This window comes from Cupriavidus sp. 10L45 (genome assembly GCF_056395225.1).
In genome coordinates this window covers 299,201-313,853 of sequence record NZ_JBFTJC010000006.1, presented here as the reverse complement: position 1 = coordinate 313,853, position 14,653 = coordinate 299,201, and the positions used below count along the sequence as shown (strand labels likewise).

Here is a 14,653-nt window from a genome sequence, read left to right as displayed (position 1 = left end):
GCTGGGGCGAACCCTGCCCATATGCCGGAAACGCTTGTCCCAAGCGGCTTTGGAGCTACCGCTTGAACATTTTGTTGCAAACGTTGCGCCAGCGAAACGTGACTTTTAAGTCTCGAATTGTTATGGTTTCGCATCGCAATGCAACAAATCCGTTACGGACCGGTCGATACCGATCCCGACTGAATCGGATCCGACGCCTGGTCCGTCTCTTGCTCTGGAGACCTGCGGCCGACAGTCGGACGCACGCTGAAACGTCTGTTGAACACTTTCGATCCGCGCCGACGTGCCGGGTCGCCATCCATCCATTTTCCGGCCTTCATGACCGCAACCACCTCGCCGTTCCGCCCCATCCACGCCCCGACCGATGCGCCCGCGCGCCGCTTATCCGGGATGCTGGGAGGGCTGGGACGCTGGCTGGGGGGCGGGGTGCTGGCCGTGGCGGCGCTGTCCGCGCATGCGTTCGACTTCGAGACCGTGGCCGCCAAGGCGCGCCAGCTCTCGGGCGCGCCCTACAAGCCGGCGCCGCAGAACCTGCCCGCCGAGCTGAAGGACCTGAGCTACGAGCGCTATCGCGAGATCGAATACAAGCCGGAGCGCTTTGCCTGGCGCGGCGCGCGACTGCCGTTCGAGATTTCGTTCTACCACGAGGGCATGGTGTTCGATCAGCCCGTGCGCATCAACGAGGTGGTGGGCAACAGCGTGCGCGAGTTCCGCTTCGACCCGGGCGCGTTCAACTACGGCTCGCACAAGGTGGATGCGGCCAAGCTCAAGGGACTCGGCTTTGCCGGCTTCCGCCTGCTATACCCGCTGAACCAGGGCAAGCGCAAGGATGAACTGGCCTCGTTCCTGGGCGCCAGCTACTTCCGCGCGCTGGGCAAGGACCAGTGGTATGGCCTGTCGGCCCGCGGGCTGGCTGTGGACACGGCACTGAATTCGGGCGAGGAATTTCCGCGTTTCGTCGAATACTGGATCGAGCGGCCGTCCGCCAACGACAAGCAGGTGACGATCTACGCGCTGATGGATTCGCGCCGCATGAGCGGGGCGTACCGCTTCGTGATCAAGCCGGGCAACGAGACGGTGATGGAAGTGAAGTCGCGCCTGTTCCTGCGCGAAAACGTGACCAAGCTCGGTCTGGCCCCGCTGACCAGCATGTACCTGTATGGCGAAAACCAGCCGTCCGCCAATGCGGACTTCCGACCCGAGGTGCATGACTCGGACGGCCTGTCCGTGCAACTGGGTACCGGGGAGTGGGTCTGGCGCCCGCTGGTCAATCCCAAGCGGCTGCTGGTGACGTCGTTCGCGGCGACCAACCCGCAGGGCTACGGCCTGATGCAGCGCGACCGCACGTTCGACAATTACCAGGAGCTGGGCGCGTGGTACGAGCGCCGGCCAAGCGGCTGGGTGGAGCCCAAGGGCAACTGGGGCTCGGGCCGTGTGGAGCTGGTGCAGATTCCGACGCCGGACGAGACCAACGACAACATCGTGGCCTTCTGGGTGCCGGACAACCCGCCCAAGCCCAAGCAGGCCTTCGACTATGAATACCGCCTGAAATGGCAGAAGGATGGCGAGAACCTGCCGCCGCTGTCGTGGGTCACGCAGACCCGGCGCGGCCAGGGGCTGACCCGCAAGCAGGACGACACGAGTTTCTCGCTGACCGTGGATTTCGAAGGCCCGGCCTTCAAGAAGCTGGCCGAGGATGCGCGGCTGGACCCCGTGATCTCGGCGGACGCCAACGGCGAACTGCTGAAGACCTCGGTCCGCCGCAACGAAGCCACGGGCGGCTGGCGCATGACGCTGTTCATGCGCCGCAAGGACGAGACAAAGCCGGTTGAGTTGCGCGGCTATCTTCGCAACGGCAATACAACCCTATCCGAGACATGGAGCTACATCATTCCCCCCGGCTAAAGCATCGCCCGGCCCAGGCGGCAGCATGCGAGCGCTATGTCGACCGCCTGCCTGCCTCGCCCGAGCTGCGCAGCGAACTGCTGGCCGACACCCCCATGCCGCCGGTGACCTCCGTGCCCGCCGAGGGCATCGAGGTGCCTTCCGCAATGATCGAACTGCAGACCCGCCTGGCCCGCCGCGACCCCAAGGAGCGCGAGGGCGATGAGGCCGCTGTCACCGCCACGCCCGGCGGTCCGACCTACGCCTCGGTGCCGCGCCGCCTGACGATGGCCTACGGCAATCCGCAGGTGGACGGCGAGCCGCTGCTGCAGCGCCGCGACGATGGCACCGTGCGCGTGGATACCGGGCCGAAGCCCGAGCGCGCGTCGATGGTGCCGCGCCAGTGGCCACCCCATGTGGTGAGCGGCTGGCTGCGCAATACCTGGCGCAAGATGATGGGCCGCCCGCCCGTGCCCGAGACCTGGGACACCCTGCACGATGGCCCCGACGCCGAGGGCAAGTGGCATCCCGCCGGCTCGCATCGCCGCTGGTTCCTGCTGGGGCTGGTGGTTGCCCAGACCACGGTGGCCACGTACTTCATGGCCAAGGTGCTGCCGTACCACGGCGCCGATCCGCTCGAAGTGGCCATCCTGGCCCTGTTCGCGATCCTGTTCTCGTGGGTGTCCGCCGGGTTCTGGACGGCGATGATGGGCTTCCTGGTGCTGGCCAAGGGCGGCGACCGCCATCTGATCTCGCGCAGCGCCGCGCCGGACGCGCCAATCGATCCATCCGCCCGCACGGCGGTGATCATGCCGATTGCCAACGAGGACGTGACACGCGTCTTCGCCGGGCTGCGGGCGACGTATGAGTCGCTCGAACGTTCGGGCGACCTCGCCCACTTCGATTTCTTCGTCCTCTCTGACAGCGGCAACCCCGACCTGCGCACCGCCGAGCACGATGCCTGGATGGAAATCTGCCGCGCCGTGGGCGGCTTCGGCCGTATCTTCTACCGCTGGCGCCGCCATCGCGTGAAGCGCAAGACCGGCAACGTGGCCGACTTCTGCCGCCGCTGGGGCAGCAAGTATCGCTACATGATCGTGCTCGACGCCGACAGCGTGATGAGCGGCGAATGCCTGGGCACGCTGACGCGCCTGATGGAAGCCAACCCCGGCGCCGGGATCATCCAGACCGCGCCGCTGGCGGTGGGACGGGACACGCTCTATGCGCGGGTGCAGCAATTCTCGACGCGCGTCTACGGCCCGCTGTTCACGGCCGGCCTGCATTACTGGCAGCTCGGTGAGTCCCACTACTGGGGCCACAACGCGATCATCCGCATCAAGCCGTTCATGGAGCATTGCGCGCTGGCGCCGTTGCCGGGCAAGGGGCCGCTGTCGGGCGAGATCCTGTCGCACGACTTCGTCGAAGCCGCGCTGATGCGCCGGGCAGGGTGGGGCGTGTGGATTGCCTATGACCTGCCGGGCTCGTTCGAGGAACTGCCGCCGAACCTGCTGGATGAGGTGAAGCGCGACCGCCGCTGGTGCCAGGGCAACCTGATGAACTTCCGGCTCTGGATGAAGCAGGGTTTCCACATGGTGCACCGCGCCGTGTTCCTGACCGGGATCATGGCCTACCTGTCGGCGCCGCTCTGGTTCCTGTTCCTGCTGCTGTCCACCGCCGCGCTGGCCAAGCACGCGCTGGTGCCGCCCGAGTACTTCACGCAGCAATACCAGCTGTTCCCGACCTGGCCCGAGTGGCACCCGGAGAAGGCGCTCGCGCTGTTCTCGGCCACGGCCACGCTGCTGTTCCTGCCGAAGCTGGCCAGCGTGATCCTGCTGCTCAAGGACGCGCGGCAGTACGGCGGCCCGGTGCGGCTCATCGTCAGCATGCTGCTGGAAATGCTGATGTCGGCGCTGCTGGCACCCACGCGGATGCTGTTCCACACCAAGTTCGTGGTCGCGGCGTACAGCGGCTGGGGCATTTCGTGGAAGTCGCCCCCGCGCGAGGATGCCGAGACCTCCTGGGGTGAGGCGTTCCGCCGCCACGGCTGGCACACGGTGCTGGGCCTGGTCTGGGGCGCGGGCGTGTACTGGCTGAGCCCGGGCTTCATCTGGTGGCTGCTGCCGATTGTCGGTTCGCTGGCGCTCTCGATTCCGCTGTCGGTGCTGCTCTCGCGCGTGACGCTGGGCCGGGCCATGCGCCGCGCCGGGCTGTTCGTGATTCCCGAGGAAGCCAATGTGCCGCGCGAGATCGTGGAAACCCAGCAGCACGTGGAGGCGGCACAGGACGTGCCGGGCTTCGTCGACGCCGTGGTGGACCCGGTGACCAATGCGCTGATGTGCGCCACGGCCACCGCCCGCAAGGTGCAGCCCACGCCCACGCGCCTGCAGCATGGCACGCTGGTGCAGCATGCGCTGACGCATGGTCCGCAATCGCTGTCGGCGGCGCAGAAGCATGTGCTGCTCGGCGATCCGTTCGCACTCTCCAAGCTGCACGAACTGGTCTGGGGCTCGCCCCTGGCCGATGCAGCGTGGAAGGAGACGCGCGTGCTGATGCGCCGCGCCGCCAACGTGCTGCCGCTGCGGCCGCGCGCGGCCTGATCGACGACTCAAGCCGCGCGCAAAGTCAAAACGGCAGGTCAGCCTAGGGAAGGCTGACCTGCCGTTTTTTTCATCCTGTCGTTTTAAACCGTTGTATCGGGGGAGGGGTGGGTCTTATCTCAGGGCCGACACGCAGATCGGCGCATTGATATAGACATCGCCCACGCGGCGCTCGCCGCGGTCCTTGCGGGTCATGTAGCGGAACATCATGCTGACGCCAAGCTTGGTCAGAATTTCCACGTCGCGGTTGGCGCAGATGTTACGTTGCAGCGGCGCGGCGTAGTTGACCTCGAAGCTGGCCAGGTCAAGCATCGGCCCGCGATAGTTGGTCAACTCCAGCTGGAAGAGCACATGCTTGCCCGGCACCGACTGGCAGCGGCGCAGGCGCGTCTCGCCATCGATCTCGATCGGCAGGGCATCGTTGAGCTGGCGGCAGGCGCGGGCCAGCACGCCGTCGGGGCGGCTGGTGTTGCGGAGCAGTTCGGGAACGCCGGCGCCGCCGGTGTTCTGCCCGGTGGCGGCACCCTTGAGCATGCGCGACAACGCGTCGGCTTCATCCACCACAGGCACGGGAGCGGGTGCCGGCGCGGAAGCCGTGACCGGCGCCCTGACCGGCGCGGCCCACGCGGGCAACGGCGGCAGGGTTGCCAGGGCAACCAGGCTCAGCGAAACAATAATCGGCGTTTGTCGTATGGTCATGCGGGCTAGCGTTGCCGGGGACGGCTCCCGTGACCCGTCTCCCGCTGTGCGTCCGACTACGCGGTCGGCGCAACATCCGTGCCGACAGGCAGGCATTGTACCCTCCACCCCCGTGCATGCGAAAGCCACGCCACACCGAAAGCACGCTTTGTAACCTGTGCAACAATTGCGCCTTGTCTTCGGAACCGTTTCATGACTGCCAGCCCTCGCGCCTCCACATCTGCTCCACGTTTTCCCCTCTGGCTGTTGATCTGCGCGTCGCTGACCGCGTTGGCGCCCCTGTCCATCGACATGTATCTGCCGAGCTTTCCGGCGCTCGCGGCAGACCTCCACACCGAGATCGGGCAGGTGCAACTGACGCTGGGCACCTTCCTGGTCGGGCTGGCGATCGGGCAGGCGTTCTACGGTCCGATCAGCGACCGCTACGGCCGCAAGGCCCCCCTCTATATAGGACTGACGCTGTACGGCGCCGCCGCTGCCGGCTGCGCGCTGGCCGGTAGCGTGGAGTCCCTGATGCTGTGGCGCTTCCTGGAGGCGCTTGGCGGCTGCACCGGCCTGGTGGTGTCGCGCGCCGTGATCCGGGACCGGCTCGAGGCCAAGGATTCGGCGCGGGCGTTTTCTTCCTTGATGCTGGTGATGGGCCTGGCGCCGATCCTCGCGCCGCTGATCGGCGGGGCCGTCCTCTCTGCCCTGGGCTGGCGCGCGATTTTCTGGATCCATTGTGGCGCGGCCGTGCTGATCCTTTGGTTCGTTCACGCACGGATGGAGGAGTCGCTCGATCCGGCGCACCGCCGCACGCTGCACCCGGGCACCGTCTTGCGCAACTACTGGGAGCTGCTGCGCGACCGCGAATTCCTGGGCTACTCGCTGGCGGCCGGCTGCGTGCAGGCAGGCATGTTCGCCTATATCGCCGGTTCGCCGTTCGTGCTGATCGAGTTGCATGGCATCGACCCCTCGCACTATGGCTTCGTGTTCGGGGCGAACGCGTTCGGGCTGATCGCGATGTCCCAGATCAATACGCGCCTGGTGCGTGCGCGCTCGCTCGACGCCGTGCTGGGCATGGCCCTGTACGCGCCGCTGCTGGCCGGCCTGATGCTGGCCGTCGCGGCGCTGGCGGGCATGGCCGTGCTGCCGGTGCTGCTGGTCGGCTTCTTCGTCTTTCTGGCGGGTATGGGGTGCATCACGCCGAATGCGTCGGCGCTGGCGTTGGCGCACCAGAGCCATCGCGCGGGCACCGCGTCCGCGCTGATGGGCACGCTGCAGTTCGGATTTGGCACGCTGGCTGGCGCCGCCGTCAGCGTATGGCACGACGGTACCGCGCTGCCACTGGCCGTGGTGATGGCGGTGTGCGGCTGCAGCGCGGTCCTGCTGCGGCGCTACGGGCGGGCCGGCGCGGCCGTGCCCGCCTGATCAGGCGGCCTGGTTGGCGGGCGTCGCCGGCGCCATCGGCATGGCCGGCGCGGGCTGCATGACCACCATCTGCGCCGGCATCGGGGCGGCAAATCCGGCTTGGCCAAAACTCTCGCGAATCACGCGGTTGGTATCGAAATAGACCTGCCAGTAGTGATCGTTATGGCAGTACGGCCGCACGGCGAGCACCGGGCCGACCAGCGTGAACTCGAGGATCTCCACGTCGACAGGCGGTTCGGCCAGTACGTTGGGAATCGCGCCGATGCGCTCCTTGAGCAGTGCCACGGCGGCCATCGCGTCAGTCGAGCCGGCCAGCTGCGCCTTCAGTTCCACGCGCCGGTAGGCATTGGCGGTGAAATTCTGGATGGTGTCCGAGAAGATCTTGTTGTTGCCGACTACGGTCAGCACGTTGTCCGGCGTGTCGAGCGTGGTGGCGAACAGGCCGATCTCCCTGACTGTGCCGGTCACGCCGCCGATGGTCACGAAATCGCCCACCTTGAACGGCCGCAGCACCACGAGGAAGGCGCCGGCCGCGAAATTCGCCATCAGCCCCGACCACGCCATGCCGATGGCCACGCCAGCCGCCGCAATCAGCGCCGCGAAGGTGGTGGTCTGGATGCCGAAGTAGCCGAGGATACCGATCACCAGCACCACGTTGAGGGTGACGGTGACGATGGAGCCGACGTAGCGCAGCAGCGTGGGGTCCACCTTCTGCCGGGCCAGCGAGTTCTGGACCAGCCGGACGACGAAATGGATCAGCCAGCGGCCGATCACCCAGAAGGCCAGCGCGGCCAGGATCTTGACGCCGAACACGGTGGCGTAACCGACGATCAACTCGCGAAAGCTCTGCAACGAAGAGGTATCCATGGGGCATGCTCCTGTTAGGCAAGGGCATTATTGGCCTCGTCGCGGGCAAGTTCAAGTTAATAATTTCGCGAAAATCCGCCGTTCGATATGCGCAAATAACAAAGCGGCCGGAACGCTGTCCGGCCGCTTTCTCCCAGTCCCAACAAGGGTGGATTACCAGTTGGTCTCGCGCTCCGGGGTGGCCGAAATGCGGTGCAGGGTCAGGTCCGCGCCATTGAACTCGGCTTCGGCATCCAGTCGTATTCCGACGAATTTCTTCAGTGCACCGTAGACTACCGTGCCGCCCACCAGCGCGATGACGATGCCGAGCGCCGTGCCGATCAGCTGCGCGACCAGCGACACCCCGCCCATGCCGCCGAGCGCATGGGTGCCGAAGATGCCCGCCGCGATGCCGCCCCAGGCGCCGCACAAGCCGTGCAGCGGCCAGACGCCCAGCACGTCATCGATATGCCACTTGTTCTGGGCCAGCGTAAACAAATAGACGAACAGCACGCCGGCCACCGCGCCGGTGATCAGCGCGCCGAGCGGATGCATGAGGTCCGAGCCGGCGCACACGGCCACCAGCCCGGCCAGCGGGCCGTTGTAGGCGAAGCCGGGGTCGTTGCGGCCGGCCCACCACGCCGCCAGCGTGCCGCCGGCCATCGCCATCAGCGAATTGATGGCCACCAGGCCGCTGATCTTGTCCACGGTCTGGGCGCTCATCACATTGAAGCCGAACCAGCCCACCGCCAGCACCCAGGCGCCGAGCGCCAGGAAGGGGATGTTCGAGGGCGGATGCGCGCTGATGCGGCCGTCCTTCGAGTACCGGCCGCGCCGGGCGCCCAGCAGCAACACGGCGGGCAGGGCGATCCAGCCGCCCACGGCATGCACGACGACCGAGCCTGCGAAATCGTGAAACGGCGAGCCTGCAACCGAGGCGATCCAGTCCTGGATGCCGAAGCGGTTGTTCCAGGCGATACCTTCGAAGAACGGGTAGACAAAACCTACCAGGATGAATGTGGCGACCAGTTGCGGATTGAATCGCGAGCGCTCCGCAATGCCTCCCGAAATAATCGCCGGAATGGCCGCCGCAAATGTGGCGAGGAAGAAGAATTTCACCAGTTCATATCCGCTCTTTTGTGCCAGGACTTCGGCACCGGACATGAATTGCACCCCGTACGCCACCGTATAACCGACAAAAAAGTAAGCAATCGTGGAAACGGCAAAATCAACAAGGATTTTCACCAGTGCATTCACCTGGTTTTTCTTGCGCACCGTGCCGAGTTCCAGGAATGCAAATCCCGCGTGCATGGCGAGTACCAGGATGGCGCCGAGCAGGATGAACATCGCATCGGCGCCCGTTTTCCAGTTTTCCATTGCTACCTCAATGCTCAAAATGGGAGCACGAGTATGCAAAATCCGTTCCAGACAGCGATGCAAAATGGGGAAAATAGCGCCGAGGCGGTGCGTGGCGCACTGGTGTGGCGTTTCCGGGCGAGTTGTCGGATCAACTATTGCGCGCAGCGGCTGCGCCGCCGTACGAGCCACGCCTCATTATGGATCGCCATGCGCCAAAAGCGGGCGTATAGCGCGCGCGGTGCGATCCAGAATGGTGCGTCCTCGCCCGGGGGGAGGCCGACGAAGCGCGGCCCCGTGCATGTGCGCCGCACGATACGTGTCGGGCTGAAAAAGTGACGATTCCATTTGGGGAAAAGAGGGGTAAAACCCCCGCTAAGTCTTGCCAGAGAACGTTTTCCGGCCGTTTTCGTTGCTTCGGTGCCACTGGGGATTGCCCAAGGCGCAAAGGGCAGATTAGACTGCGCCGATCGGTAATTTGCCGGCAGGCAGATGTCCGGTGACGACGACCAACAAGGGAAATCTAGCCATGAATAAAGGTGAACTGGTATCGGCCATCGCCGCGGAAGCAGAACTCAGCAACGCCGCCGCCGAGCGCGCGCTGAACGCCGCGCTGGACAGTATCAAAAAGGCAGTGGCCAAGGGGGACTCGGTCACCCTGGTGGGGTTTGGTAGCTTCAGCTCGGGCAAGCGTGCTGCCCGTACCGGCCGCAATCCGCGCACCGGCGAAACGATCAAGATCCCGGCCGCCAAGACGGTGAAGTTCTCCGCCGGCCAGGGTTTCAAGGACGCCGTGAACAAGAAGAAGTAAGCAAGTTCGCGTTCTTGAAAGTACGGAAAGCGGCCTTCGGGGCCGCTTTTCTTTTTGGGCCATGATGTCCACGCGCGGATTTGCCCATTGGCGCGCCTCGTCGGGTTACACTGCCCGCGCCTCAGGCTCCATTTCTGGATTTTCTGCGATGAACGATCTGTCCCACCAGCTTTCCATGACCGTGCTGATGACGCCGGACATGGCCAACTTCTCCGGCAACGTGCACGGGGGCACCATCCTGAAGTACCTGGACATGGTGGCCTACGCCTGCGCCAGCCGCTACGCCGGCCGCTATGTGGTCACGCTGTCGGTGGACCAGGTGATGTTCCGCCAGCCGATCCACGTGGGCGAACTCGTCACCTTCCTGTCTGCCGTGAACTACACCGGCCGCAGCTCGATGGAAATCGGCATCAAGGTGGTGACTGAGAATATTCGCAGCAAGGTGGTACGGCATACCAATAGCTGCTACTTCACGATGGTGGCCGTGGACGACAACGGCGCGCCGGCCGAGGTGCCGCCGCTGCAACCGCGTGACGAGGTGGAGCGCCAGCGCTTTGCCGCCGCCCAGCAGCGCCGCGCGCTGCGCCAGGAAATGGAGCGCCGGCACGACGAGATCAAGGGTTCGGCGGACTGACCATGGCGAACATCCGCATCGGAATGATGGCCGTCGCCGGCCTGTGGGCGCTCTCCGGCATCACGCAGGCCGAGGAAATCGGCAGCGTCAGCACGAATTTCCGCGTCACCGGCTCCGACAAGGTGGTGATCGAAGCCTATGACGATCCGCAGGTGGACGGCATCACCTGCTACGTCTCGCGGGCGCGCACGGGCGGCATCAAGGGCTCGCTCGGCATGGCCGAAGACCCGCCGGAAGCGTCGATTGCCTGCCGCCAGGTGGGCCCCATCACCTTCAAGGGCCCGGTCAAGGCGCAGGAAGACGTGTTTTCCGAGCGGATGTCGATCCTGTTCAAGACCCTGCACGTGGTGCGTGCGGTGGACCGCAAGCGCAACACGCTGGTCTATCTGACCTACTCCGACCGCATCGTCAGCGGCAGCCCGCAGAACGCGGTGACGGCGGTACCGGTGCCGGCCGGGACACCGATCCCCGTCAAGTAAGCCTCAGCCCCTCAGCAACCTCAGGCTTCAAACAGCTTGCGCAGATTCGATTTCAGAATCTTCCCATTGGGATTGCGCGGCAGCATCTCCCCGCTGACGATAATCCGCACTGGCACCTTGAACGCCGCCAGCTGCTGCCGCACGAAATCCTGCAACTCCGCTTCCGTGGCAGCCATGCCCGGCTTCAGGCTCACCACCGCACCGGGCTCCTCGCCCAGCGTGCGGTGCGGGATGCCGACCAGCGCCGCATCCATGATGGCCGGATGGGCGTACAGCGCGCTTTCCACCTCGATGCAGTAGATGTTCTCGCCGCCGCGGATCAGCATGTCCTTCATCCGGTCGACGATATAGAGGAAGCCGTCCGCATCCAGCCGGGCGATGTCGCCAGTGTGCAGCCAGCCATCGACGAAGGTCTTGGCCGTCGCCTCGGCCTTGTTCCAGTAGCCGTGCACCACGTTCGCGCCGCGCACCATCAGCTCGCCGGTCTCCCCCAAGGGCAGCGCGCGCCCGAAGCCATCGTCGATCTTCATCTCGCCGATGGGCAGGGCCGGGCCGCTGCTGTCTGGCCGGAACACGTACTCTTCCGCGCTGTGGCTGGTGAAGGTGGCCGAGGTCTCCGTCATGCCCCAGCCAATGCCGGGAGCCGCGTGTGGAAACACTTCCTTGATGCGCCGCACCAGTTCCGGCGAGGCCGGTGCGCCGCCATAGTTCATGTTCTCCAGCGATGACAGATCGAAGTCGCCGCGCCGGGGATGCTCGATGATCTGCCAGGCGATGGTCGGCACGCCGCCGGCCCCCGTGCAGCGTTCGCGCTCGATCAGCGCCATGGCCTGGAGCGTGTCCCAGCGATGCAGCAGCACGATTTTGCCGCCCGTCGCGAGTGCGCCATTGAGCACTGACATGCAGCCCGTGACATGGAAGAACGGTACCGCCAGCAGCGCCGCCTTCTGCGGGGCGTTCGGATCCGGCTCGGGCACCGGCTCGCCGCGCCGCAGCAGGTTGCGCAGCGGGCTGAACTGGGCCGCCACGGCCACGGAGGTGGCGTTGCGGTGCGAGCCCACGGCGCCCTTTGGCTTGCCGGTAGTGCCCGAGGTGTAGAAGATCGTCGCGTCCTCGTCCGGGTCCAGCGGGATGGCCGGCAACGATTGCGAGGGCAGGCCGTTCCAGGCCGACGACGGGCCGATCACCGATTCGAGCGTAGCGATATGGGCGTCGCCCGTGATTTGAGAAAAGTCGCCGCTCTCCGGCAGTCGCGACACATAGACGCGCTCCAGCGCCGGGCAGGCCGGCAGGTGCTCGAGGATGCGGCCGAGCCGCTCGTTATCGACGATGGCGATCCGGCTGCCCGAATCGGCCAGCCCGTATTCGAGTTCGGCGCCCGTCCACCATGCATTGAGCGGCGTGACGATGGCGCCCGCCAGCAGCGCGCCAAAGAACGCCACCGGCCATTCGGGCAGGTTGCGCATGGCCACGGCAACGCGGTCGCCCTTGCGTACGCCGTCCCGGATCAGCTGGTGCGCCAGCGCCGTGGCGGCCAGTGCGAACGCGCGGTAGCTGACGCGCTCGTCCTCATAGACGACGAAGGTCTTCTCGCCCCAGCCGGCGGCCACCAGGAACAGGTCGCGTAGCGTGGGCGGGGCGTTTTTCCAGACAGTCGTGGGAATGCCACGGATCACGCGCGTCTCGGTTTCGAAGGGCGCGCCGGGCGCGGTCAGGCGGGCGTGGGCTTCGGCGAGGGACATCACCGGCCACGCGGCGGTTTGCTGAGGATGTTGCGACATGACTGCCTCCGGGGCTGCATTGCAGGTGGACGTGCAGAAACGCGAAGGGCGGCAGGAGCCGGAGCCACCGCCGCCCGGGAGGGGGTGGGGTCAGATCGTGACGCCGCCGTCCACGACCATCGCCTGGCCGGTCATGAAGGTGCTGGCGGCCGAGGCCAGGAAGCAGGCGGCGCCGGCAATCTCGACCGGCTCGCCGATGCGGCGCAGCGGGGCGCCCTGGGTCGATTGCTTGTAACGCTCGGGATCTTCCCACAGCGCGCGCGCGAAATCGGTCTTGATCAGGCCGGGGGCGATGCAGTTCACGCGCACGTTATGCGGCCCGAACTCCACGGCCAGGTTGCGCGCGAGCTGGAAATCGGCCGCCTTGGAGACGTTGTAGACGCCAATCGTCGGGGAGCCGCGCAGGCCGCCAATCGACGACACGATGATGATTGAGCCCTCGCGGCGTTCGATCATCTGTGGCGCCACCATCTGGATCAGCCAGTGGTTGGAGATGACGTTGTTGTCCAGCACCTTGCGGAACTGGTCGTCCGTCACGCCGCTCATCGGCCCGTAGTACGGGTTCGAGGCGGCGTTGCAGACCAGGACGTCCACCTTGCCGAAGGTGCGGTTGGTCTCGTCCACCAGGTGCTGGAGGTCTTCCTTCGACGAGATATTGGCCGGCACGGCGATGGCGGTACCGGCGCCGTGGCGCGCGTTGATGGCGTCCACCACTTCGGCGCAGGCTTCGGCCTTGCGCGACGAAATGACCACCTTGGCGCCTTGCACGGCCATCTGCTCGGCGATGGCGCGGCCGATGCCGCGCGACGAACCGGTGATGATGGCAACCTTGCCCGACAGATCGAACAATGACATGGTGTCTCCTGAGGATCGCGGCGGTCTTGCCGTCGCTGGATATATGAGGTGCCGGGACATTATGGGGACGCCGCCCCCCTCAGTCCACCCGCAAACCGCCACGCCGGGGGTGGTATCAGCAAACTTTCTGCGGGCAATTCACGCGATGCATGACGCGTGCCGCAGCGTGGAATGCTCTGCCCCTTATATGCCCCTTATGCCTCCTTGTCGGCGGCGAGCACGCGCGGCAGGGTGGCGGCCAGCGCACCGCGCAGCGGCGCGTCCAGGGGGATGCCGAAGCGGTGGATGAGCAGGTCGATGACGGCCTCGGCGTCGTCCAGTTCCTGCTTCTGGACGCTGCCGTCGGCGGCGCGCGCGGCGAACTGGCCGTTGCGAAGCGCCAGGCGCACCCCGTCCACCACCCGCGCCACCATCAGCGTCTGTGTGAACTGGCTGTCTGGATGGGTCGACACGTACCAGTTGCGCGCCACGTAATCGATCTTCGGCTGCGGGGTCAGGTCGAAGCGGTACATCACGCGCCAGTCGTCCGCGCCGGTGCCGTCATCGGACCGGAATTCGAGGTCGTAGGCGTGGAACGCGGTGCTGGCCAACTGCGCCGCCGGCGTGGGCGTCAGCCGGAACGGCACGTCAGGGTCGACCGGCAAGGACAGCGGTAGCGCGCGGTCGAGTGTGGTGCCGCCGAAGCCCACGTCGGCCAGATAGCTCTCGTGGGCCACCTCGACGCGCAGCAGCATGTGGGAGAGCCCGGTGGGCGGATGGTCCGCCGGCAGCCGCCAGCGCACGCGCGCGGCCAGGGGCACCACGGAATACCCGAGCGCCTTGAGCCCGGCGCAGAACAGGGTATTGAGCTCGAAGCAGTAGCCGCCGCGCCCCTGGATGACGAGTTTTTCGAACACGTCCGGCACGTCGATCCGCACGGGTCGGCCCGTGAGCGGATTGAGGTTCTCGAACGGGAGATGGGCGAGCTGGGCTGCGATCAGCGCGTCCAGCGTGGGGAGGTCGGGGCTGGCTGGCGCGGCATCGAGGCCGATCCGCGCCAGCCACGCCGGTAGCTGATCGGGCGAGAGCGGGGAAATTTCATCGACGGGAAGCATGGGGTTCGCTGTCTCCGTGGGGGTCCGATAGCGGCCCGGGTGGCGGTTGGTTTGGCGAGAATGCCAGGCTGCGCCGACGGAATCCGCTTCGTCAGCGGTGGGGTAGACCGAGGCCGGCGCGCCCACTACTATAAGTCCACAACGCCACCGGCACCGATGCCCCACGCATGACAGGGTCATCCTCAGCCGGGCCCTCTCACAGGAGAC

General features: G+C 66.1%; 12 protein-coding genes. 6 read left to right on the top strand and 6 right to left on the bottom strand.

Annotation, left to right across the window (positions count from 1 at the left end; all coding sequences use genetic code 11):
* Positions 1 to 390: 390 nt before the first annotated feature.
* Both AC1DFU_RS13590 and mdoH read left to right on the top strand, forming a co-directional pair.
* Positions 391 to 1,905, top strand: a complete 1,515-nt coding sequence (locus AC1DFU_RS13590) for a glucan biosynthesis protein G (RefSeq protein ID WP_441593336.1) — start codon at positions 391 to 393, stop codon at positions 1,903 to 1,905.
* Positions 1,878 to 4,481 (top strand): glucans biosynthesis glucosyltransferase MdoH, encoded by a 2,604-nt coding sequence (mdoH, locus tag AC1DFU_RS13585; RefSeq protein WP_092296668.1) that lies wholly within the window; start codon positions 1,878 to 1,880, stop codon positions 4,479 to 4,481. Before AC1DFU_RS13590 ends, mdoH begins: the two co-directional genes overlap by 28 nt.
* 114 nt (positions 4,482 to 4,595) lie before the next feature.
* Here the strand turns inward: mdoH and AC1DFU_RS13580 are convergent, their stop codons facing one another.
* Positions 4,596 to 5,180 carry a hypothetical protein gene (locus AC1DFU_RS13580; RefSeq protein ID WP_092296665.1) on the bottom strand — a complete coding sequence of 195 codons (585 nt, stop codon included), beginning with the start codon at positions 5,178 to 5,180 and terminating at the stop codon, positions 4,596 to 4,598.
* A gap of 192 nt (positions 5,181 to 5,372) precedes the next feature.
* Between AC1DFU_RS13580 and AC1DFU_RS13575 the strand changes: the two genes are divergently transcribed.
* Positions 5,373 to 6,590 carry a Bcr/CflA family multidrug efflux MFS transporter gene (locus tag AC1DFU_RS13575; protein ID WP_092296662.1) on the top strand — a complete coding sequence of 406 codons (1,218 nt, stop codon included), beginning with the start codon at positions 5,373 to 5,375 and terminating at the stop codon, positions 6,588 to 6,590.
* On the opposite strand, the gene AC1DFU_RS13570 is transcribed toward AC1DFU_RS13575, so the two are convergent.
* Both AC1DFU_RS13570 and AC1DFU_RS13565 read right to left on the bottom strand, forming a co-directional pair.
* Positions 6,591 to 7,457 carry a mechanosensitive ion channel family protein gene (locus AC1DFU_RS13570; RefSeq protein ID WP_092296659.1) on the bottom strand — a complete coding sequence of 289 codons (867 nt, stop codon included), beginning with the start codon at positions 7,455 to 7,457 and terminating at the stop codon, positions 6,591 to 6,593. It abuts the gene before it with no gap.
* A 153-nt stretch (positions 7,458 to 7,610) separates the two neighbouring features.
* Positions 7,611 to 8,813 carry an ammonium transporter gene (locus AC1DFU_RS13565; protein WP_441593334.1) on the bottom strand — a complete coding sequence of 401 codons (1,203 nt, stop codon included), beginning with the start codon at positions 8,811 to 8,813 and terminating at the stop codon, positions 7,611 to 7,613.
* Between the two features lie 508 nt (positions 8,814 to 9,321).
* On the opposite strand from AC1DFU_RS13565, the gene AC1DFU_RS13560 reads away from it, so the two are divergent.
* From AC1DFU_RS13560 to AC1DFU_RS13550, 3 genes are all read left to right on the top strand, one after another.
* On the top strand, positions 9,322 to 9,603 hold the full coding sequence (locus tag AC1DFU_RS13560) for an HU family DNA-binding protein (protein ID WP_008651272.1): 282 nt from the start codon (positions 9,322 to 9,324) through the stop codon (positions 9,601 to 9,603).
* A gap of 148 nt (positions 9,604 to 9,751) precedes the next feature.
* Entirely contained in the window at positions 9,752 to 10,237 is a 486-nt protein-coding gene (locus AC1DFU_RS13555) for an acyl-CoA thioesterase (protein WP_092296653.1), read from the top strand.
* Positions 10,238 to 10,239: 2 nt separating this feature from the next.
* Entirely contained in the window at positions 10,240 to 10,716 is a 477-nt protein-coding gene (locus AC1DFU_RS13550; RefSeq protein WP_369823485.1) for a CreA family protein, read from the top strand.
* Positions 10,717 to 10,736: 20 nt separating this feature from the next.
* Here AC1DFU_RS13550 and AC1DFU_RS13545 read toward each other — a convergent pair whose 3' ends face one another.
* The 3 genes from AC1DFU_RS13545 to AC1DFU_RS13535 form a co-directional block, all read right to left on the bottom strand.
* Positions 10,737 to 12,497 (bottom strand): class I adenylate-forming enzyme family protein, encoded by a 1,761-nt coding sequence (locus AC1DFU_RS13545; protein WP_441593258.1) that lies wholly within the window; start codon positions 12,495 to 12,497, stop codon positions 10,737 to 10,739.
* Between the two features lie 90 nt (positions 12,498 to 12,587).
* On the bottom strand, positions 12,588 to 13,352 hold the full coding sequence (locus AC1DFU_RS13540) for an SDR family oxidoreductase (RefSeq protein WP_092296647.1): 765 nt from the start codon (positions 13,350 to 13,352) through the stop codon (positions 12,588 to 12,590).
* A gap of 194 nt (positions 13,353 to 13,546) precedes the next feature.
* Positions 13,547 to 14,446 carry an arylamine N-acetyltransferase family protein gene (locus AC1DFU_RS13535; RefSeq protein ID WP_441593255.1) on the bottom strand — a complete coding sequence of 300 codons (900 nt, stop codon included), beginning with the start codon at positions 14,444 to 14,446 and terminating at the stop codon, positions 13,547 to 13,549.
* Between the last annotated feature and the right edge of the window lie 207 nt (positions 14,447 to 14,653).

Coding starts and splice junctions, on each gene's coding strand:
- AC1DFU_RS13590 (WP_441593336.1), top strand. CDS start 391: ATGCTGGGAGGGCTGGGACGCTGGCTGGGGGGCGGGGTGCTGGCCGTG.
- mdoH (WP_092296668.1), top strand. CDS start 1,878: ATGGAGCTACATCATTCCCCCCGGCTAAAGCATCGCCCGGCCCAGGCG.
- AC1DFU_RS13580 (WP_092296665.1), bottom strand. CDS start 5,180: ATGACCATACGACAAACGCCGATTATTGTTTCGCTGAGCCTGGTTGCC.
- AC1DFU_RS13575 (WP_092296662.1), top strand. CDS start 5,373: ATGACTGCCAGCCCTCGCGCCTCCACATCTGCTCCACGTTTTCCCCTC.
- AC1DFU_RS13570 (WP_092296659.1), bottom strand. CDS start 7,457: ATGGATACCTCTTCGTTGCAGAGCTTTCGCGAGTTGATCGTCGGTTAC.
- AC1DFU_RS13565 (WP_441593334.1), bottom strand. CDS start 8,813: ATGGAAAACTGGAAAACGGGCGCCGATGCGATGTTCATCCTGCTCGGC.
- AC1DFU_RS13560 (WP_008651272.1), top strand. CDS start 9,322: ATGAATAAAGGTGAACTGGTATCGGCCATCGCCGCGGAAGCAGAACTC.
- AC1DFU_RS13555 (WP_092296653.1), top strand. CDS start 9,752: ATGAACGATCTGTCCCACCAGCTTTCCATGACCGTGCTGATGACGCCG.
- AC1DFU_RS13550 (WP_369823485.1), top strand. CDS start 10,240: ATGGCGAACATCCGCATCGGAATGATGGCCGTCGCCGGCCTGTGGGCG.
- AC1DFU_RS13545 (WP_441593258.1), bottom strand. CDS start 12,497: ATGTCGCAACATCCTCAGCAAACCGCCGCGTGGCCGGTGATGTCCCTC.
- AC1DFU_RS13540 (WP_092296647.1), bottom strand. CDS start 13,352: ATGTCATTGTTCGATCTGTCGGGCAAGGTTGCCATCATCACCGGTTCG.
- AC1DFU_RS13535 (WP_441593255.1), bottom strand. CDS start 14,446: ATGCTTCCCGTCGATGAAATTTCCCCGCTCTCGCCCGATCAGCTACCG.